22 protein-coding genes are annotated in these 24058 nt (G+C 71.3%); 13 read left to right on the forward strand and 9 right to left on the reverse strand.

From position 1 onward, the window contains the following. Nucleotides 1-274 precede the first annotated feature (274 nt). Entirely contained in the window at nt 275-1729 is a 1455-nt protein-coding gene (locus ACZ4EF_RS36145; RefSeq protein ID WP_467350150.1) for an NAD-dependent succinate-semialdehyde dehydrogenase, read from the forward strand. Next, nucleotides 1726-2787 (forward strand): MBL fold metallo-hydrolase, encoded by a 1062-nt coding sequence (locus tag ACZ4EF_RS36150; protein WP_467508425.1) that lies wholly within the window; start codon nt 1726-1728, stop codon nt 2785-2787. Before ACZ4EF_RS36145 ends, ACZ4EF_RS36150 begins: the two co-directional genes overlap by 4 nt. A gap of 101 nt (nt 2788-2888) precedes the next feature. Here the strand turns inward: ACZ4EF_RS36150 and ACZ4EF_RS36155 are convergent, their stop codons facing one another. After that, nucleotides 2889-4979 carry an acetate--CoA ligase family protein gene (locus ACZ4EF_RS36155; protein ID WP_467508427.1) on the reverse strand — a complete coding sequence of 697 codons (2091 nt, stop codon included), beginning with the start codon at nt 4977-4979 and terminating at the stop codon, nt 2889-2891. A 185-nt stretch (nt 4980-5164) separates the two neighbouring features. Here ACZ4EF_RS36155 and ACZ4EF_RS36160 point away from each other — a divergent pair, with 185 nt between their 5' ends. Continuing rightward, the gene (locus ACZ4EF_RS36160; protein WP_467350156.1) at nt 5165-5683 is read left to right on the forward strand and encodes an FAS1-like dehydratase domain-containing protein; all 519 of its coding nucleotides are present in this window, start codon (nt 5165-5167) and stop codon (nt 5681-5683) included. 21 nt (nt 5684-5704) lie between these two features. Beyond that, on the forward strand, nt 5705-6112 hold the full coding sequence (locus ACZ4EF_RS36165) for a MaoC/PaaZ C-terminal domain-containing protein (protein WP_467508429.1): 408 nt from the start codon (nt 5705-5707) through the stop codon (nt 6110-6112). 128 nt (nt 6113-6240) lie between these two features. On the opposite strand, the gene ACZ4EF_RS36170 is transcribed toward ACZ4EF_RS36165, so the two are convergent. Genes ACZ4EF_RS36170 through ACZ4EF_RS36200 form a run of 7 tightly spaced genes read right to left on the reverse strand, consistent with a single transcriptional unit; the run spans nt 6241 to nt 13655 of the window. Next, complete coding sequence (locus ACZ4EF_RS36170) at nt 6241-7152, reverse strand: VOC family protein (RefSeq protein WP_467350160.1); 912 nt, start codon at nt 7150-7152, stop codon at nt 6241-6243. A gap of 15 nt (nt 7153-7167) precedes the next feature. Next, nucleotides 7168-8370 carry an acyl-CoA dehydrogenase family protein gene (locus tag ACZ4EF_RS36175; protein WP_467508431.1) on the reverse strand — a complete coding sequence of 401 codons (1203 nt, stop codon included), beginning with the start codon at nt 8368-8370 and terminating at the stop codon, nt 7168-7170. Between the two features lie 43 nt (nt 8371-8413). Further along, nucleotides 8414-9472, reverse strand: a complete 1059-nt coding sequence (locus ACZ4EF_RS36180) for an acyl-CoA dehydrogenase family protein (protein ID WP_467508433.1) — start codon at nt 9470-9472, stop codon at nt 8414-8416. After that, a complete protein-coding gene (locus ACZ4EF_RS36185; RefSeq protein WP_467350166.1) occupies nt 9469-10749 on the reverse strand; it encodes an acyl-CoA dehydrogenase family protein in 1281 nt (426 codons plus the stop codon). The genes ACZ4EF_RS36180 and ACZ4EF_RS36185 overlap by 4 nt, the downstream gene beginning before the upstream one ends. After that, nucleotides 10746-11876, reverse strand: a complete 1131-nt coding sequence (locus ACZ4EF_RS36190; RefSeq protein WP_467350168.1) for an acyl-CoA dehydrogenase family protein — start codon at nt 11874-11876, stop codon at nt 10746-10748. The genes ACZ4EF_RS36185 and ACZ4EF_RS36190 overlap by 4 nt, the downstream gene beginning before the upstream one ends. A gap of 24 nt (nt 11877-11900) precedes the next feature. Further along, entirely contained in the window at nt 11901-12863 is a 963-nt protein-coding gene (locus ACZ4EF_RS36195; protein ID WP_467508435.1) for an electron transfer flavoprotein subunit alpha/FixB family protein, read from the reverse strand. A gap of 9 nt (nt 12864-12872) precedes the next feature. Continuing rightward, the gene (locus ACZ4EF_RS36200; RefSeq protein ID WP_467508437.1) at nt 12873-13655 is read right to left on the reverse strand and encodes an electron transfer flavoprotein subunit beta/FixA family protein; all 783 of its coding nucleotides are present in this window, start codon (nt 13653-13655) and stop codon (nt 12873-12875) included. Nucleotides 13656-13826: 171 nt separating this feature from the next. Between ACZ4EF_RS36200 and ACZ4EF_RS36205 the strand changes: the two genes are divergently transcribed. After that, on the forward strand, nt 13827-14732 hold the full coding sequence (locus ACZ4EF_RS36205) for an AAA family ATPase (RefSeq protein ID WP_467350173.1): 906 nt from the start codon (nt 13827-13829) through the stop codon (nt 14730-14732). Here ACZ4EF_RS36205 and ACZ4EF_RS36210 read toward each other — a convergent pair. After that, nucleotides 14729-15394: an alpha/beta fold hydrolase gene (locus ACZ4EF_RS36210; RefSeq protein ID WP_467508440.1), complete on the reverse strand. Its 666-nt coding sequence runs from the start codon at nt 15392-15394 to the stop codon at nt 14729-14731. The two genes, ACZ4EF_RS36205 and ACZ4EF_RS36210, sit on opposite strands and share 4 nt — an antisense overlap. A 77-nt stretch (nt 15395-15471) precedes the next feature. Here ACZ4EF_RS36210 and ACZ4EF_RS36215 point away from each other — a divergent pair, with 77 nt between their 5' ends. The 8 genes from ACZ4EF_RS36215 (at nt 15472) to ACZ4EF_RS36250 (ending at nt 23615) form a co-directional block, all read left to right on the forward strand. Next, entirely contained in the window at nt 15472-16866 is a 1395-nt protein-coding gene (locus tag ACZ4EF_RS36215; RefSeq protein ID WP_467508441.1) for a VWA domain-containing protein, read from the forward strand. A gap of 138 nt (nt 16867-17004) precedes the next feature. Then, nucleotides 17005-17322: an EthD domain-containing protein gene (locus tag ACZ4EF_RS36220; RefSeq protein WP_467350179.1), complete on the forward strand. Its 318-nt coding sequence runs from the start codon at nt 17005-17007 to the stop codon at nt 17320-17322. 16 nt (nt 17323-17338) lie between these two features. Then, nucleotides 17339-18499 carry an ABC transporter substrate-binding protein gene (locus tag ACZ4EF_RS36225; protein WP_467508443.1) on the forward strand — a complete coding sequence of 387 codons (1161 nt, stop codon included), beginning with the start codon at nt 17339-17341 and terminating at the stop codon, nt 18497-18499. Nucleotides 18500-18670: 171 nt separating this feature from the next. Then, entirely contained in the window at nt 18671-19543 is an 873-nt protein-coding gene (locus ACZ4EF_RS36230; RefSeq protein ID WP_467350183.1) for a branched-chain amino acid ABC transporter permease, read from the forward strand. After that, on the forward strand, nt 19530-20558 hold the full coding sequence (locus ACZ4EF_RS36235; protein ID WP_467350185.1) for a branched-chain amino acid ABC transporter permease: 1029 nt from the start codon (nt 19530-19532) through the stop codon (nt 20556-20558). The genes ACZ4EF_RS36230 and ACZ4EF_RS36235 overlap by 14 nt, the downstream gene beginning before the upstream one ends. Then, nucleotides 20551-21315, forward strand: coding sequence for an ABC transporter ATP-binding protein (locus ACZ4EF_RS36240; RefSeq protein ID WP_467350187.1), 765 nt, complete (start codon nt 20551-20553; stop codon nt 21313-21315). The genes ACZ4EF_RS36235 and ACZ4EF_RS36240 overlap by 8 nt, the downstream gene beginning before the upstream one ends. After that, nucleotides 21308-22132, forward strand: a complete 825-nt coding sequence (locus ACZ4EF_RS36245) for an ABC transporter ATP-binding protein (protein WP_467508446.1) — start codon at nt 21308-21310, stop codon at nt 22130-22132. The genes ACZ4EF_RS36240 and ACZ4EF_RS36245 overlap by 8 nt, the downstream gene beginning before the upstream one ends. Further along, nucleotides 22125-23615 carry a carboxyl transferase domain-containing protein gene (locus ACZ4EF_RS36250; RefSeq protein WP_467508448.1) on the forward strand — a complete coding sequence of 497 codons (1491 nt, stop codon included), beginning with the start codon at nt 22125-22127 and terminating at the stop codon, nt 23613-23615. The genes ACZ4EF_RS36245 and ACZ4EF_RS36250 overlap by 8 nt, the downstream gene beginning before the upstream one ends. Nucleotides 23616-24058: the final 443 nt, after the last annotated feature.

Consider the following 24058-nt stretch of genomic DNA (forward strand, 5'->3'; position numbering starts at 1 on the left):
GTGTGGGGGGGCGGGGGGTCGCCCCCGGGCAGAGTCTCGTCCGCTCGAGGTCGGCGGCCCCCCCCACCCCCCCCCCCCCCCCCCCGCCCCCCCGCCCCCCCCCCCCCCCCCCCCCCCCCCCCCCCCTGCCGTCGTTGTGTCCGTCCGTCTCCGCCCCGCGCGGACCCGGACGCCCGTGAGCTGCCTCTCACGCCGAAGGGGTCGATAATTCGACCGTTATTGCAGTATGGTTTTCTAGTTCCAGAACTATCAATCTGTCGTGAGGTGGCGAGGCATGAGCGCACGTGACGGCGCAACCCTGTACATCAACGGCTGCTGGACCGGGGCGGACGACGCGGCCGGCTTCGATGTGACCGACCCCAGCAACGGACAGGTCATCGGCCAGGCAGCGGACGCGGGCGCCGCGGAGACCAACCGGGCCATCCAGGCGGCGGCCACCGCGTTCCCCGCTTGGAGCACGCAGTCGGCCTATGTGCGGGCGGAGGCGCTGCTGCGGGCCCACGCCCTGATGCTGGAGCGCGCCGAGGACCTCGCCCGGCTGATGAGCCTGGAGCAGGGCAAGCCGCTCAAGGCCGCGCGCAACGAAGTCCGGTACGGGGCCGACTTCCTCATCTGGTTCGCCGAGGAGGCCAAGCGCGTCTACGGGAGCACGATCCCGTCCCCACGGGCCAAGCAGCGGCTGACCGTACTGCGTCAGCCGGTCGGCGTGGTCGCCGGCATCACCCCGTGGAACTACCCGATCTCGATGATCACCCGCAAGGTCGCCCCGGCCGTGGCGGCGGGTTGCACCATCGTGCTGAAGCCCGCGGAGCAGACGCCGTTGTGCGCCGCGGCCGTCTTCGAGATCCTCGACGCGGCGGGCTTCCCGCCCGGTGTGGTCAACCTGGTCTCCACCAGCCGCCCGGCCGAGGTCGGCGACGCCCTGCTGGACTCCCCCGACGTCCGCAAGCTGACCTTCACCGGCTCCACCGAGGTCGGCAAGATGCTCGCGAGCCGCGCCGCGGCGACGATGAAGCACGTCTCCATGGAGTTGGGCGGGCACGCGCCGTTCATCGTCTTCGACGACGCGGACGCCGATCACGCGGCCAAGGGCGCCGCACTGGTGAAGTACCTCAACACCGGCCAGGCGTGCATCTGCCCCAACCGCATCTATGTGCAGCGGTCGGCCCTCGAACAGTTCTCGAAGGTCTTCACCGAGCGGGTCGGACGTCTCAAGCCCGGTTCCGGGCTGGACGAGTCCTCCACCGTGGGCCCGCTGATCGACGACGCCGCGATGGACAAGATGCGGCGCCAGGTCGCCGACGCGCTCGCCAAGGGCGCCTCGGTGCTCTGCGGCGGCGAACCGCTGACCGGGGAAGCGTACGACGGCGGCCTGTTCTTCGCGCCGACCGTCCTCGCCGGCGTCACCTCGGACATGGCGATCTACCGTGAGGAGACCTTCGGGCCGATCGCCGCGATCATCCCCTTCGACGACGAGGCCGAGGTGATCGAGATGGCCAACGACACCGTCTACGGCCTCGCCTCGTACGTCTACACCACCGACCTCGCCCGTGCGGTGCGCGTGTCCGAGGCCCTGCGGTTCGGCATCGTCGGGATCAACGACATCAATCCGACCGCCGCCGCGGCGCCGTTCGGGGGCACCGGGGAGAGCGGTCTCGGGCGGGAGGGCGGCGCCCAGGGCATCGAGGAATACCTCGACGTCAAGCTGATCGGGCACGTACTCCCGTGACCACCGTCGCCGCGCCGTCGGCGGCCGGGCAGGAGCAGCACCGCGCCTGGCGGGAACGCCGCCTTCCGCCGGTGGAGGAGGTACGGCCCGGCCTGTGGTCGATGCCGGTGCCGATCCCCGCCAACCCCCTGCGGTACGTCATCTCGTACGCGGTGGCGCTGTCCACCGGCGGCATCGCGCTGGTGGACACCGGGTGGCTCGCCGACGAGGCATGGCAGGGGCTCCAGGACGCGATCGTGGCCACCGGGCACCGGATGGCGGACGTCCGCACGGTACTGGTCACGCACGCGCACAGTGACCACCACGGGCTGACCTCACTGGTCAAGGAGGCGTCGGGCGCGCGGGTCGGGATGCACCCGGCGGAGGCCCGGGTGCTGACCCGGATCGCGGCGCTGGGCGGTACGGGGCGCGGCCAGGCCGACTGGCTCGGTCTGCGCGGCGCCCCGCCGCGGGAGAGCGCGCGGCTGCGGGACGCACTGCGTCCCATGGGGCGGATGCAGGACTCGCTGGTCCAGCCCGACTTCGAGGTGTCCGACGGCGCCCGGCCGCTGCCGGGGCGGCCGGACCTGCGGGCGGTGTGGACTCCGGGGCACACCGAGGGCCATCTGTGCTTCCTGCTGGAGGACGACCGGGTGCTGCTGTCGGGCGATCACGTCCTGCCGCGGATCACGCCCAATGTGTCGCGTGCCCCCGGCCTGGAGGACGACGCGATCGGCACGTATCTGCTCTCGCTCGCCGAGACCGGCCAGTTGCGGGTCGACGAGGTGCTGCCCGCGCACGAGTACCGCTTCGGCGGTCTCCCTGACCGGGTGGACCAGATGCTCGGCCACCATCGGCGGCGGCTGGCGGAGATGGAGGCCGCGGTGCGGGCCGAGCCGGGGTGCAGCACCTGGCGGGTCGCGGAGACGATCTCCTGGTCGCGCGGCTGGGAGAACGCCCACGGCCTGATGCGGCAGACCGCGCTCAGCGAGACCTACGCGCACCTGCGGCACCTGGAGCGGCTGGGGCGGGTGCACCGGCCGCCGGGCGTGCCGGACGCCTGGCGGGCGACGCACTGAGCCTTCCCGCCCGGCTCGAAGCACGACGAAGGCCCGCCGGTCCGGCGGGCCTTCGTCGTGCAGGGGCCGGCAGGGCGGTGCGGTCCGCCCTGCCGTCGTCCCTACGGCCGCAGCAGACAGAGCGCGTCGACCGCGACGAAACCCTGCGCTCCGTAGACCATCGGGTTGATGTCGAGGGAACCGATCCAGTCGGCGCCCTCGGCCGCCAGTCGCCCGGCGTTGACCAGGATGTCGGCCAGCGCGGCCAGGTCCCAGGCTTCGCCGCCGCGGAATCCGTGCATGAGGCCGAGGTCCTCGAACTCCGCGATCAGGCTCTGCGCGTCGGCCGGTGTCAGCGGCGCCATCCGTCCGCCGACCCGCCGGATGACCTCCACCAGCACGCCGCCGATGCCGAACACCACCAGCGGTCCCAGCTCGCTCGCGCCCTGGACGCCGACGATCGTCTCGCCGCGCACGTCCACCATCGGCTGGACGGCCACCAGCGGCGGCAGCCCGTCCCTGGCGGCGATGGCCCGCATCTCCTGGACCGCCTCGGCGAGCGTGTCGTCGGTGACCTTCAGCCGGACGGCGCCGTGCTCGGTACGGTGGCCCACGTCGGCGAGCTTCACCACGTAGGGACCCTCGAAGTCCGGTACGGCGACCGGTTCGTCGCCCGCCACCAGCAGGTAGGGCGCGGTGGGGATGCCGTACGCGGCGAGCAGTTCCATGGTGGCGCCGAAGGGCAGCATGGCTCCCTCCGCGGTGTCCACCGGGGTCGCGGCCGGCCGCGGCGCGGGCCGTACGGGGGCCGTGTCCCGCGCGGTACGGGCCCGGTGACGGGAGAAGCCGCCGAGGGCGGCCAGTCCGCGCAGCGTCGAGCGCAGGCCGTGCCCGAGGGCGACGGCGCCGGTGCCGCGGGTCCTGAGGGCGACGAATTCGCCGAGCGCGCCGGAGCAGTTGGCGATGACGAAGGGTTTGCGCACGGCCCGGGCGGCCTTGACGAACTCCTCGACCAGTTCGCGGGTGCGGGGCGAGTCGTCCTCGTCGGCGAGCGGGTGGATGTAGAGCAGGGCGTCCAGCTCGGGGGAATTGGCGTAGCTGTCCACGATCTGCGGCCAGAACTGGCCGCCGAGCCCGGTGGTGTCCAGCGGGTTGGGGACGGTGACGCCGGGGAGGTTCTCCTGGACCCAGGGCCTCATCGACTCCAGGGTCGGGATCTCCAGGCCCTCGGCGGAGGCGATGTCGAAGGAGAGCGAGGCGAAGCCGCCGGTCATGGTGATGACGCCGAGGTTCTCCACGCCGGTCCAGCGGGCCGCGTCGAGCTGGGTGAACAGCGAGAGCCGGTCGACCAGTTCCTCCGGGTCGTGCGCCATGGCGATGCCCGCCTGCGCGAAGGCGACGTCGTAGACCCAGGCGTCGCCGGTCAGGGCGTTGGTGTGGGAGGCGGCCATCGCCTGGGAGCGGGAGTTGCGGGCCAGTTTGAGCGCGGCCACCGGCTTGCCCGCCTCGACGGCGCGGCGGACCGCGGCGAAGAACGCCGCGGGGCGGCGGACCTGTTCGATGACAAGGCCGATCGCGGCCGTCTCCGGGTCGTCCACGAAGTAGTCGACGTAGTCCGCGAGGTCGGTGACGGCTTCGTTGCCCGCCGAGATCAGCACGTTCAGGCCGGTGCCGGGGCGGTCCCAGGCGGCCATGCCGACGCCGCTGAGCATCGCGCCGCTCTGCGAGACCACGGAGATGCCGCCGGGGCGCCGCTTGTGGTCGCTGGCGATGGTGAGGCTGACCTTGTGCGGGACGTTGATGTATCCGAGTCCGTTGGGACCGATGACCGCCATGCCGCCGCGCTCGGCGGCGGCGATGAGCCTGCGCTGGAGGGCGGCTCCCTCGGCGCCGGTCTCCGCGAATCCGCCGGCGATCAGCACCAGTCCGCCGCAGTCGAGGTCGGCGCAGTCCTCGGCCAGTTGGACGGTGCGCTCGGCGGACATCACGCACAGGACGGCGTCCAGCGGCCGTCCGACGTCCTGGATACGGCCGTAGGTCTTGTGCCCCAGCACGGTGTCGTACTTGGGGTTGACGAAGAAGATCTCGGCGTCGCTGTTGAGGCTGGGCGATATGTAGTCGAGGAACGGCGAGTTGTCGCTCAGCCCGACCACCGCGATCGTGCGGGGCTTCAACAGGCGGCTCAGCGCCTCGCCCTGATTCCGAACGGTCATAGAGGGACCTCACTCATGTTGTGACGATACCGGAGAGCCTCACGGATTATTCGACAGTGTTAAACATATAAGATAGTCTAGGGATGGCCTTCTCGGCCGTCAATGACTCCTCAGCGACTCCTCGACACCTCGTTGTTCGGCCCCTGTCGAAGCGACGGCCGGACGGCGGACCGATAGGAGCAGGTATGACAGACAGCAACATCTCCGCTCCGATGCGGGCGGCGATCGGCCAGGAGTACCGGCGCGCCACGAGCTTCCCGGTCGCCGCCTCCGACATCCGCAAGTGGGCGATCGCCGTCTACTTCCCCGATCCGCCGCCGGCCGTCTTCTGGGACGAGGAGGCCGCCCGCGCGGGCGCGCACGGCGGCATCGTGGCACCCGAGGACTTCAACCCCTTCGCCTGGATGACGACGGCGGGGCCGCGCGACGACTCCGGCGGTGAGCCCAACGACCCGGACAACACCGAGCGGTTGCTCGGCATCGCGGGCCCCGGCCTGAAATTCCAGCTCAACGGCGGCCTCGAGGTCGAGTACGGCGAGCCGATCAGGCCCGGCGACGTCATCTCCTCGGCCTCCAGCGTCGTGGAGTACCGCGAACGCCCCGGCCGTCTGGGCCTGATGCTCTTCACCGTCCTGGAGGACGTGTGGACCAACCAGGACGGCGCCGTGGTCCGCCGCGGTCGCACCACGCTGATCCGCTACTGAGCCGAGGGCGAGGAACACCCCATGAGCGACTACGACATCACCGTGGGCCAGGCGATCCCGCCGTTCACCAGGACCACGGGCTTCGCCAACTGGAACCGCTACGCGGCGGTCAACGACGAGTTCGTGCCCATCCACATGGACGACGAGGCGGGCAGAGAAGCCGGATATCCCACGGCGTTCGGGATGGGCAATCTGCAATGGGCGTACCTGCACAACGTGCTGCGGGAATGGATTCCCGCGGCGCGCGTCGTGCGGCTGTCCTGCCAGTTCCGCTCCCCCAACACCAAGGGGATGGTGGTCACCGCGAAGGGCACGGTCACCGCGGTCCGGCACGTCGACGACGGCCGTGAGATCGACGTGGACGTCTGGACCGAGGACCAGGACGGCAACAAGCTCGCGCCCGGCCGCGCCACACTGCTGCTGGCCTGACCGCGGCGGCCGGACCTCCCGGCCGCCCCCAGCGCATGGCGATACGGCCTCCGCCCGGTTCGGGGCGGAGGCCGTATCGCCATGCGCTCTGCGGCGCGCCGGGGGCAGGACCGGCGCACGCAAAGGCGTCAGGCGGTGTCGCGCGGCCCGCCCGGAACATCCCATGTCGTCCACCGGAAGGGCACTCCGTGCGTGGTGGCGGGGTCGGAGAGCAGCGTGTCGTCGTCGCGCGCGAGAGTCTTGACGCCCTTGGACTTCAGGTACTCCTCGGTGGCGTCCAGGTCCTGGACCCGGAATGCCGCGGCGTGGTGGATCTCCTTGTTCGCCGCCATGTCCTCGGCCGCGAGGGTGCCGTCGGCGTTGGGCGTGGACAACTGCACGACGGTGTCGCCGAGCAGGACGTAGGTGTCGTCCGTACCGGTCAGGGCCGACGATCCCTTGTGCAGCAGCGTGCCGCCGAGGACGTCCGCGTAGACCTTCTCCGCGCGCTCGCGATCGCGGGTCAGCACGGTGGTGTAGGCCAGGCCCGGGGTCGCGATCGGGTGGTTGTCGATCCACCAGTTCGGGTCCCAGTCGGGCTGGAGGCGGGGGTCGTTCTTCTCGCCGAATTCACCGGGCTGCATGAATTCGAGCTGGGTGATCGTGTCCTTGGGATGCGTCATGATGGCCGACGACGGGCTGGGCCTGGTGTCGGTGAGCCGGCCGCCCTCGATGTAGACCCGCACTCCGGCGTCGGTGCAGCTCTGCCAGATCTCGCCGGCGTCGTCGGTGTACCAGGCGATGGAGTGCCAGTGGTTGCCGAACCGGTTGTAGAAGCGGCCGATCGGCATGGCGTCCCAGCCGTCGACCCGGAACGCCGGGGCCAGCGGCTCGATCACGGTGTCCCCGAGCAGCACCAGGGAGGCGTCCCGGATCTCGCCCTCCATGTAGTTGTGGTCCAGGAATCCGCGCCGCACGCTGAACACGTCGTCGTACCAGGCCTCAAGGGACGGGAGGTCTCCCGTCATGTGGATGATGTGGAACAGGCGTCCGATGGACATGGTGTGCCTCACCTTTCAGGAACGAGTGGAGAACACCCGGCTGCCGGGGTAGACGGCGCGGGGCAGGCCGAGTTCGTGCTGGGCGATGATGGTGCGGAAGACCTCGACGGTGCCGCCGTAGGTCGCGGTGCCCTGCGCGTAGCGGTGGGCGAAGTCGATCTGGCCGTCGCCGACCGCGCCGGTGGAGCCTCGGGAGAGCAGTCCGACCGGGCCGAGCAGGTCGAGCAGTTCCGCCGCGCCGGCGACGATGGTCTCTGCGCACTTGACCCGGCCGAACGCTCCGGGGGTGGCGAGCGCGGCCTCCAGTTCGACGGCGACCTTGCCCAGCCGGTAGCGGACGGTGGGGTCGTCGGCCGGGCGGGAGCCGTCGGGGCCCGGTGTGTCGGCCCAGTCCGCGGCGCAGTCCAGCGCCAGGTGCAGCTCGCGGACGAACTGCACGCCGATCGAGGGGTCGTCGAGGCCCGCGCCTTCTCCGTCCCCGAGGCTGTGCTCCTCGTCCAGCGGTCCGCGCAGTACGGCCCAGCCGTCGTTGACGTCACCGAGTCGGTAGTCGTCGGAGAGCCGGACGTTGTCGTAGTAGACGATGTTGGTGCGCTCACCGCTGAAGGCCCAGATGCCCTGGATCTCGACTCCCGGCCGGTCCAGCGGCATCAGGAACATCGTGAGCCCTTTGTGCTTGGGCAGTTCCGGGTCGCTGCGCGTGATCAGGAACGTGTACTGGCAGTTGTGCGCGCCGGTCGTGAAGATCTTCGAACCGTTGACCGTCCACTCCGCGCCGTCCCGTACCGCGCGGGTCTTGGCGGCGGCGATGTCGGAGCCGCCGTCGGGCTCGGTGTAGCCCAGGCAGAAGCGCACCCGGCCGGCGGCCACCTCGGCGATGACGTCGTCGCGGATGGCGTCCGAGGCGTGCCGCTCCACCGCGGAGAGCACCAGCCGCGTGGTGCCGAGGGTCACCCAGGGCACATGGGCCCTGGCCAGTTCCAGCTCCAGGACGCGGGCGCCGAGCGCGTCGAGGCCCGCGCCGCCGCGCTCGACCGGCCAGGTCGGCAGGATCCAGCCGCGCTCCCCCATGGCGAGGTGGACCTTCTCGTTGAAGCCGTCCCCGGTCCTGTGCTCCTGCTCGTACACCTCCTCGGTGAACTGCTCCCGCACGAAGGCCCTCGCCTCCTGTCGCAGGGCGCGGTGCGCGTCGTCGAGTTCGATGGTGCTGAAGTCCACGGTCCCTCCTTTCTCCCCCGTGTTCGCGTCGGTTCGGGCTCGGTCAGTTCGGTCCCGCCGGGGCGGCGCCGAGCCGCAGCTCACCGACCGTCCGGATGTCGCTCTGCAGGTCGCCGCCGCTGAGCGCCCAGCCCTTGGCGCGCAGGAAGTACAAGCTGGCGTCGGCCTCGACGGTGAAGCCGAGTCCGCCCTGGGCGTGCTGCGCGGTGGTCGCGCCGTGGGTGGCGACCTGGGCGGCGTAGGCGAACGCGGCGGCCTGGAGCCCGGTCTCCGCGTCGGGCTCGTGGTCGAGGAACCATGCGGCGCGGCGGTGGAGGTTGCGACCGCCCGCGATGCCGATCGCCACGTCGGCGAGCGGGAAGGAGACGCCTTGCAGGGTCGCGATGACGACGCCCATGGTGCGCCGGGTCCTGACGAAGTCCAGGGCGAGCGCGAGCGCCCCTTCGGTGAGCCCGATCAGCGCGGCGGCGGTGAGCGTCTTCAGTTCCCGGGCGGCGCGGTCGAGCAGCGCGGGCCCCGCGGAGGTGGGGATCACCGTACGGGTCTGCGTCGCCGTATCGGCCGGGTCGACCCAGGCGTACGGCAGGGCGCCCTGGTTGGGGACGTGCGGGCGGGGTTCACGCGCGGTCAGGACGACCAGCTGGTCCGCGACGACCGCGACGACCGTGTCGGCGACCGCCGCGCTGGACACCAGGCGCGGGCCGGTGACCGGCCCGAGCGTCAGGGCCAGCAGGCGGCTTCCGTCGACGGCGCCCGCGATCAGCTCTCGGGCCTCGGGGGCGCCCGTCGCCGCGAGCAGCCGGGCGGCGACCACGTGCTCGATCAGCGGCACCGGCGCGAGCGTACGGCCCATCTCCTCGGCGACCAGGCCCAGTTCGACGATGCCCGCGCCGTCGCCGCCCGCCGACTCGGGCAGCGCCATCGAGGTCGCGCCCATCGCGGCGAGTCTGGTCCACAGCGCGGGGTCGTGACCGAGGGGTTCCGCGGCGCGGACGACGCCGGTGGGGCACTCCTTGGTGAAGAACCCGGCGAAGGCGTCGCGTACCGCCGTCTGGTCCGCGTCGAGGGAGTAGTCCTGCCGTCTGAGTTCGAACGGGTTCACGCGCCCCCCTGTCCGCGGCCCTGCTTGACCTGGTTGAAGGGCACGTCCCGGTCCGCGGCGAATTCGCGCGGCATCTTCAGCAGGCGTTCGCTGATGATGTTGCGGGACATCTCGGTGCTTCCGCCGCCGAGGCTGGCGCCCTGGCGGAAGAGCGAGTGCTGGCCGAAGGAGCCGAGGCCCTGTTCGCCGTCCGGGCCGCCGGTCACGCCGGTGGCCCCGGCGATCCGCACGCCGATGTCCGACTCGAGCCAGTCGGTCTCGGCGTGGAAGAGCCGGATGATCGATCCGGCGGGCGCCTCCATCTCGCCTGTGCCGATCGCGTGGGTGATCCGGCCGATGAGCTGTTCCTGCACGACCTTCATGGCCCGCGCCTCGCCGATCTGTTCGCGGACCCGCGGGTCGTCGAGCTGGCCGGTCCTGCGCGCGAGGTCGAGGAAGTCGGCCGGCGACCCGCCCATCCTGGGCCCGGCGCCGCTGACGTACGGGGATCCGCCGCCGACCGCGTTGCGTTCGTGGAAGAGCTGGCGGGAGGCGGTCGACCAGCCGCCGTTGACCTCGCCGACGACGGCGTCGGCCGGCAGCACGACGTCGTCGAAGAACTCCTCGCAGAATTCCGTCGAACCGTTGACCTGCTTGATCCGGTTGATCGTGACGCCCTTGGCGTGCACGGGCATCAGGAACATCGTCAGGCCGCGGTGCTTGGGCGCGTCCCAGTCGGTCCTGGCCAGGCAGAGCGCGTAGTCGGCCGCGTAGGCGCCGGAGCTCCAGATCTTCGAGCCGTTGAGGATCCACTCGTCGCCGTCGCGGTCGGCCTTGGTGATCAGTCCCGCGAGGTCGGAGCCGCCCTTGGGCTCGGACAGGAACTGCACCAGTACCTCGTCGCCGCGGATCACCGCCGGGAGGTGCTGCCGCTTCTGGGCCTCGCTGCCCATGTCGAGGATGGTGGGTGCGCAGATCGAGAAGGTGGGCACATTGAGCACCAGCGGCATCTCGTAGCCGGCCGACTCCTCGGTGAAGGCCCGCTGGTGCGCGGGGGTCAGGCCGAGACCGCCGTACTCCTTGGGGAAGCAGATGCCCGCGAAGCCGCCCTCGTAGAGCAGTTTCTGCAGGACGCGGGCTCGCGCCCACAGGGCGTCGTCGTCCCCCCCGGGGTGGGCGGCGGGCGCCGGCGGGAGGTTGTCCTTCAGCCATCGGCGGGCGCGGTCGCGGAAGCTGTCGACGGGTTCCAGGTCCAGCGGGCTCGCGGCCCCGGGGCCCGCGCTCGTACCGGCGCTCATGCGGCTCTCCTCTCCAACAGGTCGGTGATGCGGCGCCGGTGTTCCTCGGGCGTCCCGTACAGGGCCCGGTCGAAGGTCACCCGCCGCAGGTAGAGGTGGAGGTCGTGCTCCCAGGTCACGCCGATTCCGCCGTGCAGTTGGACGCAGTCCTGGATGATGACCGGGGCCTTCGCGCCGACGTACGACTTGGCGACGCTGACGGCCTCCGCGGCGCGCGCGGGGTCGTCGTCGACCGCGCGGGCCGCGCCGGACGTGGTCGCGTGGCACGCCTCGATCCAGGTCTTGTTGTCGGCCATCCGGTGCTTGAGCGCCTGGTAGGAGGCGAGCGGGCGGCCGAAGCTGTAGCGGTCGAACATCCACTGGACGGTGAAGTCGAAGGTGCGCTCGACGGCTCCGGTCATCTCGGCGGCGGCGAGCACGGCAGCGACCGCGAGCTGTGCCTCCACCGCGTCGGCGGCGGCCGTGCCGCGCTGGACGACGGCGTCGGCGGCCACCCGTACGTGGTCGAAGGTGATCTGAGCGGTCCGGCGGACCAGATCCAGGGTCCAGGCGGGGGTCACGGTGACGCCGGGGGCGTCGGCCGGGACGAGCACCTGGAGCGGGCCGTCCGGCCCCCGCGCCGTGACCAGGAACAGGTCGGCCTGGTCCGCGGACTCGACCCGGTCCTTCACGCCGGTCAGCAGATAGCCGTCGCCGTCGGACTCCGCGCGGGTGCCGGGCGGCGCCGGGTCCCAGCCGTGGCCGGGTTCGTACACCGCCCAGGCGGCGACGCTCTCACCGGCGACGATCCGCCCGACCGGGTCGGCGAACGCCGCACCGGCCCGGACCAGGCCGGTCAGTACGGCGCTGGTGGTGATGAGCGGGCCGGGCGCGCAGGCGCGTCCCGCCTCCTCGGCGACGATGGCGAGGTCGGCCGTCGGCGAACCGGAGACGCTGCCACCGCCGAGGTCCTCGGGTACCAGCATCGCCGTCCAGCCGAGTTCGGCGCCCTGTCGCCACCAGTCGCGGTCGAAGCCGACCGACGCCTCGCCCAGTTCCCGTACGCGGCTGAGCGGCGCGGTTTTCTCCAGGTAGTCGCGGGTGGTCGAACGGAACAGCCGTTGATCGGCCGTCAGATCCACATCCATGGGGATTCTCCGGGACGGTCGGGGTCAAGCGCGACGGCGCTCGATGTCGTCGGACAGGGCGGGCACGACCTCGTGGAGGTCGCCGACGATGCCGAAGTCGGCGAGGTCGAAGATGGGCGCGTCGGGGTCCTTGTTGACCGCGACGATGGTCTTGGAGGTCTGCATGCCGGCCCGGTGCTGGATCGCGCCGGAGATGCCGAGGGCCAAATACAGCTCGGGGGACACGGTGCTGCCGGTCTGTCCCACCTGGTAGGTGTGGGGGTACCAGCCCGCGTCGACGGCGGCGCGTGAGGCGCCGACCGCGCCGCCGAGCTGGTCGGCCAACCGCTCGACGACGGCGAAGACGTCGGGGCCGCCGAGGCCGCGTCCGCCGCTCACCACGACGGAGGCGTCGGTCAGTTCGGGACGACCGGACGCCTCGCGCGGGGTGCGGGCGGTGACGCGCACGGCGCGAGCCAGGTCGCTGACGACGGCGGTGCGCCGTTCGACCTCGGGCACGGCGGGCGCCTCCTCGGGCGCGACGGCGTTGGCCTTGACCACGATGAGCGGGATTCCGGCGGTGACATCGCAGGTGACCAGGAAGCCGGCCGCGAAGACGGACTGGGTGGCGACCACCCGGCCGTCCTCGTCCGGCCGGACGTCGACGGCGTCGGTGATGACACCCGAGCCGGTCCTGACCGCGAGGCGGGCGGCGACCTCACGCATCTCGGTCGAACCGGCGGTGAGGACCGCCGCAGGCGGCTGCGCCTGCTCGGCCAGCAGGGCGGCGACCGTGTCCACCTTGGGGACCACCGGGTGGTCGGCGGCCTCCCGGTCGTCGACGACCGTGACCCGGGTGGCACCGAAACGGGCGTACTCCTCGGGTGCCAGGTCGCCGAAGGAGACGACCCAGGGGTCGCCGATCCGGCGGGCGAGGGTGATCAGTTCTGCGGCGGACTTCGGCAGACTCGCGGTCCGGCCTTCGGTCAGGACGAGTACGGCGGGCATCGGTGCTCCTCAGATGAACTTGTGGCGGACGAGGTAGTCGGCGAGCACGGCGCCGCCGTCGCCTTCGTCCTTGATCTGCTCGCCGCCCTGCCGCGGGGGGCGCCGGGTCGCCGTGCGCACCGCGGTGCGCGACCCGGCGGCGCCGACGGAGTCGGCGGCCAGGCCGAGGTCGTCCAGCGACCAGGTCTCGACCGGCTTCTTCTTGGCGGCCATGATCCCCTTGAAGGAGGGGTAACGGGCCTCGCCCGTGCGGTCGGTGACGCTGACCACGGCGGGCAGCGCGCAGACCAGTTCCTCGGTGCCCAGGTCCGTCTCGCGGACGCCGCGGACGGTGCCGCCGTCGCAGGTCAGGCTGTTGGCGTAGGTCATCTGCGGCAGTCCGAGATGCTCGGCGAGCATCGCGGGCAGTACGCCCATCGCACCGTCCGTGGAGGACATGCCGCACAGCACGAGGTCGTAGTCGAGCCGGGCCAGCGCGGCGACGAGCGTACGGGCGGTGGCCGCGGCGTCCGAGCCGTGCAGGCCGTCGTCCAGGACGTGGATCCCCCGGTCGCCGCCCATGGCGAGCGCCTTGCGCAAGGAGTCGTCGGCTCCGTCGGGGCCGACGGTCAGATAGGTGATCTCGGTGTCGGGCAGAGTCTCGGACAGGACGATCGCCTGTTCGGCGGTGTACTCGTCGAGTTCGGAGAGGTGGCTCTCCGTTCCCTCGCGGTCGACGGTCAGGTCATCGGCGTACGCCCGGTCACTCGCCAGATCCGGGGTGTGTTTCACGAGCGCGACGATCTTCGGCATGGAACTCCTCAACGGGCTCCGGCCCAGGGCCTCCTCGGGCCGAGTCATTCGATGCTCATGAAAGTATATCGGCGAAAAGGTGTCGTCAACCCTCTTCAGGGGCGCTTGACCCCGAGGTTCGGAGGAAAATAGTTTTAGAAACCGAAAAGTATCGATCGAAGGGACCACGGCATGGACATCCCCGAGGACGCCTCATCCCCAACGGCCGCGCCCGCGCTGCTCGATGCCGCGCTGCGCGGCGCCGGGTACCTGCCGAACGCCCGTACGGTCAGCGCCGTCCACCTCGCCGACCGGATCGACAAGCCCCTCCTCATCGAGGGTCCGGCGGGCACCGGCAAGACGGCGCTCGCCAAGGCTGTGGCCCAGGCCGACGGCGCCCGGCTGATCCGGCTCCAGTGCTACGAGGGCCTGGACGAGTCGAAGGCCCTGTACGAGTGGGACTACCGCAAGCAGTTGCTGCGGATCCAGGCGGGCGGGGGTGCGAGCGGCGGCACCGGCGGGGCTGACTGGGACGCCCTGGAGGAGGACATCTTCGGTGAGCGCTTCCTGCTGGAGCGCCCGCTGCTGGCCGCGATCCGCAGCGAGGAACGGGTGGTCCTGCTGATCGACGAGGTCGACCGGCTGGACGTGGAGACGGAGGCGCTGCTGCTCGAGGTCCTGTCCGAGTACCAGATCTCGATCCCCGAACTCGGCACGGTCAGGGCCCGCACCCACCCGCGGGTCTTCCTCACTTCCAACAACAGCCGTGAGCTGTCGGAGGCGCTCAAGCGCCGGTGCCTGTTCCTGCACATCGGCTATCCGAGCGCCGAGCGCGAGCGGGAGATCGTACGGTCCCATGTGCCCGGCATCGCGGACGCCGTGGCCCGGCAGGTCGCCGAGGTGGTGCGCTCGCTGCGGCAGCTCGAACTGCGCAAGAGGCCGTCCGTCTCCGAGACCCTGGACTGGGCAAGGACCCTGGTGGAGCTGGGCGTCGACGACGTGGACGCCGATGTCGTGCTGAGCGGGCTCAATGTGCTGCTCAAGAACCTCACCGACATCGAGCTGGTCACCGCCGAACTCGACCGCCGCCCCGCCTAGGCGGTGAGGAAATGCGTCACGGCCTCGAAGGCACCCAGCGCGGAGACGGTCGCGAAGTGATCGACGCTCGGCAGGGTCACCAGCCGCGCGTCGGGCAGCGCCGCGACCAGGGCGTCGGCGGGCATCGCCTCGTCGCGCTCGCCGACGACCACCAGGACCGGGCACCGTACGTCACGCAACCGCGCGCGGTCCACGCCGAGCGGCGCCGACTCCAGGAAGGAGGCGACCTTCCCGCGGTCGTTGCCACTGTGTCCGATCAGCCGCCAGAAGGTACGGCCGCGCACATCCGCGGGCTCGCCCGGTCCGCGCAGCGCGGCGACCAGCGGCGCGACCGCGTCGGGCGCGGGCGTCAGCACATGGTCGCCGATGCCGAGCAGGACGATCCGGGAGAAGCGGCCGGGGGCGGCGACGGCCGCGGACAGGACGGCCAGCGCCCCGGCCGAGAAGCCCACGGCCGCCACACCTGCGGGCTCGGCCCCGGCCGCGGACAGCACCGCGTCGGCGCCGGTGTGGTCGAGCGGGGAACCGCCGTGTCCGGGCAGCCGGACAGGCAGCGGCGTCAGGCCGTCGGCTTCGAGGACGTCGGTCCAGCCCGGCCGCTGCCAGTTCTGCTCGAAGGTCGAACCGAGGCCGTGGACCAGCAGTACGCGCGATGTGGACACGGCGCGAGGCTACGTCCCGAAGTCCCGCCGGGCCAGGGGGAAGTCCAGGGAAATGTCCGAAGGGGGAGGTACGGCCGATGCTGAACGTGCTGGAAGGACTGGTCCGCGAACTGCGGGCGACCGGCATCGCGGTCGCGATGTCGGAGCACGTGGACGCGGCCCGCACCCTCGCGGAGGTCGACCTGCTCGACCGCGAGGCGGTGCGCGCCGCCCTGCGGACCGCGCTGATCAAGGACTTCGCACACGACGCGACCTTCGACCTGGTCTTCGACGTGTACTTCTCCGACCGGCCGGAGTCGGCCGGCCCGCACGGCGCGGGGTCAGACGGTGCGTCCGGCGGCGAATCGGACGCGCTCGGCTCGCTGGACGACGAGGCGCTGCGGGCGGCGCTGGTCTCGGCCGTGCGGCGTACGGACGGTGTCCTGCTGCGGCTGATCGTCCGCCAATTCGTCGTACGGCACGCCGGTTTCGAGCCGGGACGGCCGGTCGCGGGCACGCTCTACCAGCTCCGTACGATGCGGGCGATCGGCACCGACGCGCTGCTCGTCGCACTGAACGGCGCCGATTCCGAGGCGATGCGCGACGGGCCGACCGGGGCGCTCGACAGGCGGCTGTCGCACGAGCGGGCCGAGGAAGGCGTGCAGCGGGTGCAGCGCGAGGCCGAGGCCGAGATCCGACGCCGGCTGGTGGCCGACCGGGGCGCCGACGCGGTGGCGGCGACGCTGCGCGAGCCGCTGCCGGACGACATGCGGTTCCTCCAGGCGTCGCAGCGTGACGCGGCGACGTTGCGGGTGGTGGTGCAGCCCCTGGCTCGCAAGCTCGCGGCGCGGCTCCAGTCCAAACGCCGGCGGCGGTCGCGCGGGGTGCTGGACTTCCGCCGGACGATCCGGGGCTCGATGTCGACCGGCGGCGTCGCGGTGGACCCGGTGTTCCGGCCGCGCCGCCCGGCCAAGCCGCAACTGGTCGTCCTGGCCGACATCTCGGGTTCTGTCGCGGCCTTCGCCACTTTCACGCTGCAACTGGCGTACGCGCTGCGGACCGAATTCGCGGCGGTACGGTCCTTCGTGTTCGTCGACGGCGTGGACGAGGTGACCGACGTGTTCGCCGCCGCCCAGGACATCGCGGCGGCGACCCGGGAGATCAACACCAGGGCGAGCGGGGTCTGGCTGGACGGCAGGTCGGACTACGGGCACGCGCTCGAGGCATTCCGCGACACGGTCGCCGGGCAGCTGAGCAACCGCAGCACGGTACTGATTCTGGGCGACGCGCGATCGAACTATCACGAGCCGCGCGCCGAGGCGCTGGCCGCGGTGGCCGCGCGCGCGGGGCATGTGTACTGGCTGAATCCCGAGCCCAAGGCGGCCTGGGACAGCGGGGATTCGGTGATCGGCGCGTACGCGCCGTCCTGCGAGCGCGTCGTGGAGTGCGGGTCCATCAGGCAGCTTCGGGGCTTCGTCGAGTCCCTGGAGTGACGGATGGGACGGGCACGGGAGCAAGGCGCGGGCCACGGGCGGTGGCCGGAAAGTGTCCCTGCGCGCGAACCCTTGACGTGGCGTCGATCCAGCCCTTAACTACCCGTTGATACATATCGAACTATCGCGGAGGTTCTGATGTCCCGCACCGTGATGCTCGCCTGGTCCAGTCCGCGGCCGGGTTCCGAGGACGTTTTCCAGCGCTGGTACGACGAGGTGCACATCCCTCAGGTCCGCGCGCTGCTACCGGTGACCGGGGTTCGCAGGTACCGGCTGGCGCTCGCCGACGACGACGCCCGCTGCCTGGCCGTCTACGAACTCGGTGAAGGCATCGATCCGGCCGGCGCGGCGGCCCTGCTCGGCGAGGCCACCACGACGGGGAAGCTCGACATGACCGAGTCCATGGACGTCACGGGCAATCCCCCGCAGGTTCAGTTCCTGACGTCCATCGACTGACGCCGAAGGAGTCCTCATGAAGAACTCACTGGGCCGGTCCGCCGTCGCCGCACTGCTCGGCCTGTCCGCCGTCGCCTGCGCGCCCGGCGGAGGCAGCGTCTCCTCCGGCTCCAACGGCCCGATCCGGATCGCGTATCTGGGCATCCTCAGCGGGCCCAACGCCGTCAAGGGGTCGACGGACGCCCTGAAGCTGGCGATCAGCCAGATCAACGCGAACGGCGGCATCGAGGGCCGCAAGGTCGAGTTCAAGACCTTCGACACCGACATCACCCCCGAGGGCGCGCGCCGGGCCACCAGCCTCGCCATCAAGTACCACCCCGTCGCCCTGATCGGCTACGGCGTCTCCTCCGGCCTCAAGGCGTCCATCCTCACCATCAAGGGCGCGGGCATCCCGGTCATCCACGGCACTCTGGGTTCACTGACCTCCGCCAAGAACCTCAAGTACGACCGGGCGTTCCGGCTGGGCCCGACGACGACGCAGTACGCCGAGGCCGCCAACAACTATCTGATCGACGAACTCGGCGTGAAGTCGATCCTGATGGTGCACACCGAGGACGCCGCCCCGACCGAGGGCGCGGAGAAGGTCGTCGACAACGCGCGGAGCAAGGGCGTCAAGACGACCCAGCGGTCGGTCCCGCCGTCGGTCACCGATCTGACCGAGCCGGTACTGGCCGCCCGCAAGGCCGGTGCGATCTGGGAGTGGGGATACGCCACCACCGACGCGCTGATCGTCAAGCAGGCCGCCCAGAACAACGTCGACGTGCCGATCATGACCTTCACCGTCGGTTCGGCGATCGTCAACGGGCTGCTGCCCAAGTCCCTGGCCACCGAGCGCGTCCTCAACGTCTCCAACTGCGGCGCGATCGTGCTCGGCACGAAGGCGTCCGAGCGGTTCGTCGCCGACTACACCAAGGCGTACGGCAGGACGCCCGCGGACTATCTGGTGCCGGGCAACTTCGACGCGGTGTACCTGCTCAAGAACGCCATCGAGAAGGCCGGTTCCACCGACGGCGGCAAGATCGCCGACGAGCTGCGGACCACCGCGTACGACGGCGTGTGCGGCTCCCTGAAGGCCGACGACAAGAACAATCTCTTCCAGAACGTCCCGGTGCTGTCCTGGGCCGGCGGCACGCCCACCCTGGCCAAGCTGGAGACCCACCTCCCCACGGACTTCTGAACGGCCCGCGGCTCACGGCCCGCCCGCGTTCCGCATCGCCTCGTCCGCTCTCGCACCCCCGCGTCCCCGAACTGTCCCGCATCCCCGCACAGTCCAGCGACCCCGCACAGTCCAGCGACCCGGCCACGGGCTGATCTGGAACCGCCTCTCACGAATCGGGAAGTCAGCTCGATGGATAGATTCGTCTCGATCCTGTCCAGCGGCATCGCCCAAGGCGCGATCTACGCGCTGATCGCACTCGGCATCGTCCTGCTGCAGAACGCCACCGGGGTGGTGAACTTCGCCCAGGGCGACCTCATGACCCTCGGCGCCTACGTCGGCTTCTGGCTGGTCGGCATGCACGGCTTCGGCCAACTGCCGATGTTCCTGCTGATGCTGGTCCTGCTGTTCGCGGCGGGCGTGGTGCTCGAACGCGTCGGCTACGCGCCGATCAGGAACCGAAGTCCGCTCACCATCGTCATCTCGACCTTCGCGCTGGGCCTCGCCATCAGGTCCGCGATCATCCTGTGGCAGGGCACCGACCCGCGCAATCTCGTGTCGCCGTTCGGCACGAAGACGGTCGACGTGTTCGGCGCCAGCATCCCGCGACAGGCCTTCCTCACCGTGGGGGTGACCGTCCTGGTCGGCGCCGGCCTCTACCTGATGTTCCAGCGGTCGTCGGTCGGCCGCCAGGTCAGGGCGCTCGCCGCCGACCGCGAGGCGGCGCTGCTCCAAGGCATCAGGGTCAAGCGCCTGTCCCCCGTGATCTTCGGGCTCTCGGCCGCGCTCGCCGGACTCGCGGGCGTGCTCATCGGCCCGACGATCTCGGTCACTCCGACGCTCGGCTTCGGTCTGCTGCTGAGCGCCTTCGCGGCCGTCGTCCTCGGCGGCGAGCGGCTGGGAGGCACGGCCACGGCCGCCCTGTTCATCGCGGTGGCCCAGGCGTTGCTCGGCGGCTATCTGTCGCCCGACTTCACCGACGCCTACCCGTTCCTGATCCTGGTCGCCGTGCTCGCGGTCCGACCCCAAGGCCTGGTGAGGATGGTGTCCGGTGTCCGGTACTGATGTCAGACAGGCGCCCCTGCTCCCCGATCAGGACCGACTCTCGGCCGCGCTGAGATTCGCGCCCCCGGTCTTCCGCGGGCGTCAGTTCCCCACCCTGGCCGCGGTCGTGGTGCTCGGGCTGATCGCGCCGTACGTCTACGGCGGGGACGAGTACAGCGACGGCATCATGAACACCACCATGATCTACGCGATCATGACGCTGGGCTTCTTCTGGTGCTTCTCGCTCGGCGGCTCCTTCACCTTCGCCACCTACGGCGTCTACGCGACCGGCGCCTACGTGTCGATCTGGGTGGCCAACCACGCGGGCGGATTCTGGTCGGGGCTGGTCGGCGCGACCTTCGCCTGCGCCGCGCTCGGCGCGCTGATGCGGATCGTCTTCGCCCGTTGTTCGATGATCTTCTTCGCCATCGCGACCATGGCGTGCGGCGGGTTGCTGATCATCCTGTTCCGCCAGTGGACGAGCTTCACCGGCGGCTTCGCCGGTGTCTCCGACATCGCCGTACCGAGCTTCTTCGGCATCGAGCTGGAGTCGCAGGCCGACCGCTACTACCTGATGCTCGGTGTGCTGGCGCTGTTCCTGCTGCTCACCATCTGGTTCCTGCGCTCCCCCGCCTACCGCGATCTGCAACTCGCCCGCGACCACGGGCCGGTGGCGGCGGTCGTGGGCCTGCGGCCGAAGCTGCTGCAACTGGCGGCCTTCACCGTCGGTTCCGCGATGATGGGCACGGCCGGTTCGCTGTACGCCCACAACTCCGGCTATGTGGGTCTCGAGGCGTTCGACGTCGACGTCGCCCTGCTGGTCCTGCTGATGCTGCTGCTCGGCGGATCGCGGTCGATCTACGGACCGCTGATCGGCGCGGCGGTACTCACGTACCTGCCGGAGTATCTGCGCTCGATGCAGAAGTACTCCGACTTCGTCTACGGCCTCGCGGTGCTGCTCATCGTCGTGGCGTTCCCCAAGGGCATCGCGGGTCTGCGCGAGACGATCCAACGGAGGTGGAAGGCCCGTGCTTGAGGCCAAGGACATCGGAGTCAGATTCGGTGGCGTCATCGCCGTCGACGGGCTGTCGCTGACGGTAGAGGACCACGAGGTGGTCGGGCTGATCGGGCCCAACGGTTCCGGCAAGTCGACCTTCATCAACGCGTTGACCGGTCTGGTCAAGGCGACCGGCACGGTCAGCGTCGACGGCACCGCCGTGCGGCTCGGCCACCCGGGGCGGCTGTCCCGTTTCGGGGTCCTGCGCACCTTCCAGACCCCGCAGGTGCACGACGAGCTGACCTGCCTGGAGAACGTGCTGATCGGCTTGCGGGACTGGCGGGTACGGTCGCTGCTGCCCACTTGGTTCCGCCGCCCGTCGATGATGCGGCGCGAGCACGAGCACTGGGATCTGGCGTACGAGGCACTGCGGTTCACCGGTCTGGAGAACGAGGCGACCCGGCCGGCGGGCGCCTTGTCGTACGGGCAGCGGCGCAGGCTGGAGTTCGCCCGCACCTACGCGGGAAAGCCCAGGACGCTGTTGCTGGACGAGCCCGCCGCCGGGCTCAACGACGTCGAGACCAAGGGGCTGGTCGAACTGCTGACCCGCTGGCGGGAGCAGGACGGCCCCGCGCTGCTGGTCGTGGAGCACAAGATCGACTTCCTGGAGGAGCTGTGCCACCGGATGGTCGTCCTGGAGCTCGGCCGGCAGATCGCGGAGGGCGACCCCACCGAGGTCTGGGCGAACCCGAAGGTCGTGGACGCCTACTTGGGACAGGTGACGATCGATGCTTGAGGTCAAGGACCTGCGGGTCACGTACGGGACGACCGAGGCGGTCGTCGGCGCCGATCTGAGCGTCGGCGCGGGCGAGGCGCTGGCCCTGCTCGGTGCGAACGGCGCGGGCAAGACGTCCGCCCTGCGAGCGGTGTCACGGCTGATCCCCTGCTCGGGGACCATCCGCTTCGACGGCGAGGACGTGACGAGGACCGCGCCCGAGGAACTGGCCAGACGCGGTCTGATCCACGTTCCCGAGGGGCGCCACGTCTTCGGCACGCTGACGGTGAACGACAATCTGCTGGTCGGGATGACCGCCCGCGCGAAGCGGCCCGGAGCGTTCGGCCTCGACGACGTCTACGACCTGTTCCCCGCGCTCAAACCGCTGCGCAAGCGGCTGGGCTGGGCGCTGTCCGGCGGCGAGCAGCAGATGGTGGCGATCGGGCGGGCGCTGCTGGCCTCGCCGCGGCTGTTGATGCTCGACGAGCCGTCGCTCGGTCTCGCGCCGATCGTGGTCAAGGCCGTGTACCAGGCGCTGGCCCAGGTCAAGCGGGAGATGCCGATCCTCCTGGTCGAACAGAACGCGTCGATCGGGCTGAGCGTCTGCGACAAGGGCGTGGTGCTGCTGTCCGGGCGGGTGGTGGTGGAGGGCACCGCGGCCGAACTCAATGACCGCTCGGCGCTGTTGGAGTCCTATCTCGGTCACGCGGGCACCGGTGAGACCCAAGCCGAGACCGACACGGAGTCGGGACCGGAGTCGGGGCAGGGGACCGGGGTGGCCGCCGAGCGGGAACCGGTCGCGGGGAAGCCCGCCGCGGAGGCGTCCGCCGATGCCTGACCCCCGTACCCGGCCCGGCGCGCTGGAACTGCTGCGCGGCATCGTCGACGACGGCTCCTTCCGCAGTTGGGACACCCCGGTGGACCGGGCGGACGCCGACGGCGACTACACGGCGCAGCTCGACACCGCGGCGCGGCGCGCGGACACCGACGAGTCGGTCATCACCGGCGAGGGGCTGATCCGCGGTCGTCGGGTGGCGGTCGCCGCCAGCGAGTTCCGGTTCCTGGCGGGTTCGATCGGACGCGCCGCGGCGGCGCGGCTGACGTCGGCGATCGAGCGGGCGACCCGTGAGGGGCTGCCGATGCTGGCCGCCCCCGCATCGGGCGGCACCCGGATGCAGGAGGGGACCCCGGCCTTCGTACGCATGGTGACGATCTGCGGCGCCGTCATCCGCCACAAGGCGGCGGGACTGCCGTATCTGGTCTATCTGCGCGACCCGACCACCGGCGGAGTCCTCGCCTCCTGGGGATCGCTCGGTCACCTCACCATCGCGGAGCCGGGCGCCCTGCTGGGTTTCCTGGGACCGCGGGTCTACGAGGCGCTGCACGGCGAGGCGTTCCCCGAGGGGGTCCAGACGGCCGAGAATCTGTACGCCCACGGCATCGTCGACGACGTGGTGGCGCCGGAGAAGCTGCCCGAGATCCTGGACCGGGCGCTCACCATCGTGATGGCGGGACGGCCCTCCGCCGTACCGGAGCCGCGCTTCGCACCGGCCGAGCCGTCCGACGCCTGGACGTCCATCCAGCGCACCCGCAGGCCCGACCGGCCCGGCGTCCGCGCCTTCCTGGAACACGCCGCCACCGATGTGATCACCCTCAACGGCACCGGTGAGGGCGAGGCCGATCCCGGCGTGCTGCTGGCCCTGGCGCGGTTCGGCTCGGCGTCCTGCGTCGTACTCGGCCAGGACCGGCACGGGCAGAGCGAGATCGGGCCGCTCGGCCCGCGCTCGCTGCGCGTGGCGCGCCGGGGCATGCAACTCGCCAGCCAGCTCCAGCTCCCCCTGGTCAATGTCATCGACACCCCGGGCGCCGCGCTCTCGGCCGCCGCGGAAGAAGGCGGCCTCGCCGCCGAGATCGCCCGCTCGCTCGCCGACCTGCTCGCCCTGGAAGCGCCGTCGCTGACGATCCTGCTCGGCCAGGGCTGCGGCGGCGCGGCCCTGGCCATGCTGCCCGCGAACCGCGTGATCGCCGCCGAGCACGCCTGGCTCTCCCCGCTGCCGCCCGAGGGCGCCTCGGTGATCATGCACAGGACCATCGACCGGGCCGACGAGATGGCCAGACACCAGCGCGTCCGCGCCACCGACCTGCTCGCCGAGGGCATCGTGGACCGGATCGTGCCGGAACGCCCCGACGCGGCCGAGGAACCCAAGGAATTCTGCCGCCGCCTCGGCCAGGTCGTCCGCCACGAACTCGGCCTCCTGGCCGCCACCCGCGAGTCCTACCGCGCCCGCCGCCTCCGCCGGTACGACCACCCGGCCGCGTGACGGATCCCGGGCTACCGGCCGCCGGGAGAAGGACTCATCCGTCCGCCGGCGCGCCGCCGACGCGGGCCGGTCCCGCGTCGGCGGATGCCGCGTGCCGGGCGGCCTGGATGACGCGGAGTACGGCGCCGCTGTCCCGCGGTTCGACGGGCTTGACTCCGAAGTCGGCGTCGCCGGGAGCAGTTCGGCCTCTCGCGGTAGGGGCACCGCCGCGAGCCGCCGACGCCGGTCGGCAGGATCTGGCCGCCGGACACGGCGGCGTTGACGACCCCGGCGTTCATCGACACCGCGAGGTCGATGAGCGGACCGACGGAACGGTTGACCAGGGTCCAGCGGTTGGGGGTGAGCAGGACGTCGAAGTGTCCGGTGCGCACATGCCGTTCGGACGTCGGGAGGTCGCCGCGGACCTCGCGGTCCGCCGCGGACGGCTCACACGGTGAGGGAGC

The organism is Streptomyces sp. NPDC025721, assembly GCF_055558595.1.

What these genes read in the sequence shown, in the direction of transcription:
- ACZ4EF_RS36145 (WP_467350150.1), top strand. Translation starts at nt 275, where the DNA reads ATGAGCGCACGTGACGGCGCAACCCTGTACATCAACGGCTGCTGGACC.
- ACZ4EF_RS36155 (WP_467508427.1), bottom strand. Translation starts at nt 4,979, where the DNA reads ATGACCGTTCGGAATCAGGGCGAGGCGCTGAGCCGCCTGTTGAAGCCC.
- ACZ4EF_RS36160 (WP_467350156.1), top strand. Translation starts at nt 5,165, where the DNA reads ATGACAGACAGCAACATCTCCGCTCCGATGCGGGCGGCGATCGGCCAG.
- ACZ4EF_RS36165 (WP_467508429.1), top strand. Translation starts at nt 5,705, where the DNA reads ATGAGCGACTACGACATCACCGTGGGCCAGGCGATCCCGCCGTTCACC.
- ACZ4EF_RS36170 (WP_467350160.1), bottom strand. Translation starts at nt 7,152, where the DNA reads ATGTCCATCGGACGCCTGTTCCACATCATCCACATGACGGGAGACCTC.
- ACZ4EF_RS36185 (WP_467350166.1), bottom strand. Translation starts at nt 10,749, where the DNA reads ATGAGCGCCGGTACGAGCGCGGGCCCCGGGGCCGCGAGCCCGCTGGAC.
- ACZ4EF_RS36190 (WP_467350168.1), bottom strand. Translation starts at nt 11,876, where the DNA reads ATGGATGTGGATCTGACGGCCGATCAACGGCTGTTCCGTTCGACCACC.
- ACZ4EF_RS36195 (WP_467508435.1), bottom strand. Translation starts at nt 12,863, where the DNA reads ATGCCCGCCGTACTCGTCCTGACCGAAGGCCGGACCGCGAGTCTGCCG.
- ACZ4EF_RS36200 (WP_467508437.1), bottom strand. Translation starts at nt 13,655, where the DNA reads ATGCCGAAGATCGTCGCGCTCGTGAAACACACCCCGGATCTGGCGAGT.
- ACZ4EF_RS36205 (WP_467350173.1), top strand. Translation starts at nt 13,827, where the DNA reads ATGGACATCCCCGAGGACGCCTCATCCCCAACGGCCGCGCCCGCGCTG.
- ACZ4EF_RS36215 (WP_467508441.1), top strand. Translation starts at nt 15,472, where the DNA reads ATGCTGAACGTGCTGGAAGGACTGGTCCGCGAACTGCGGGCGACCGGC.
- ACZ4EF_RS36220 (WP_467350179.1), top strand. Translation starts at nt 17,005, where the DNA reads ATGTCCCGCACCGTGATGCTCGCCTGGTCCAGTCCGCGGCCGGGTTCC.
- ACZ4EF_RS36225 (WP_467508443.1), top strand. Translation starts at nt 17,339, where the DNA reads ATGAAGAACTCACTGGGCCGGTCCGCCGTCGCCGCACTGCTCGGCCTG.
- ACZ4EF_RS36230 (WP_467350183.1), top strand. Translation starts at nt 18,671, where the DNA reads ATGGATAGATTCGTCTCGATCCTGTCCAGCGGCATCGCCCAAGGCGCG.
- ACZ4EF_RS36245 (WP_467508446.1), top strand. Translation starts at nt 21,308, where the DNA reads ATGCTTGAGGTCAAGGACCTGCGGGTCACGTACGGGACGACCGAGGCG.
- ACZ4EF_RS36250 (WP_467508448.1), top strand. Translation starts at nt 22,125, where the DNA reads ATGCCTGACCCCCGTACCCGGCCCGGCGCGCTGGAACTGCTGCGCGGC.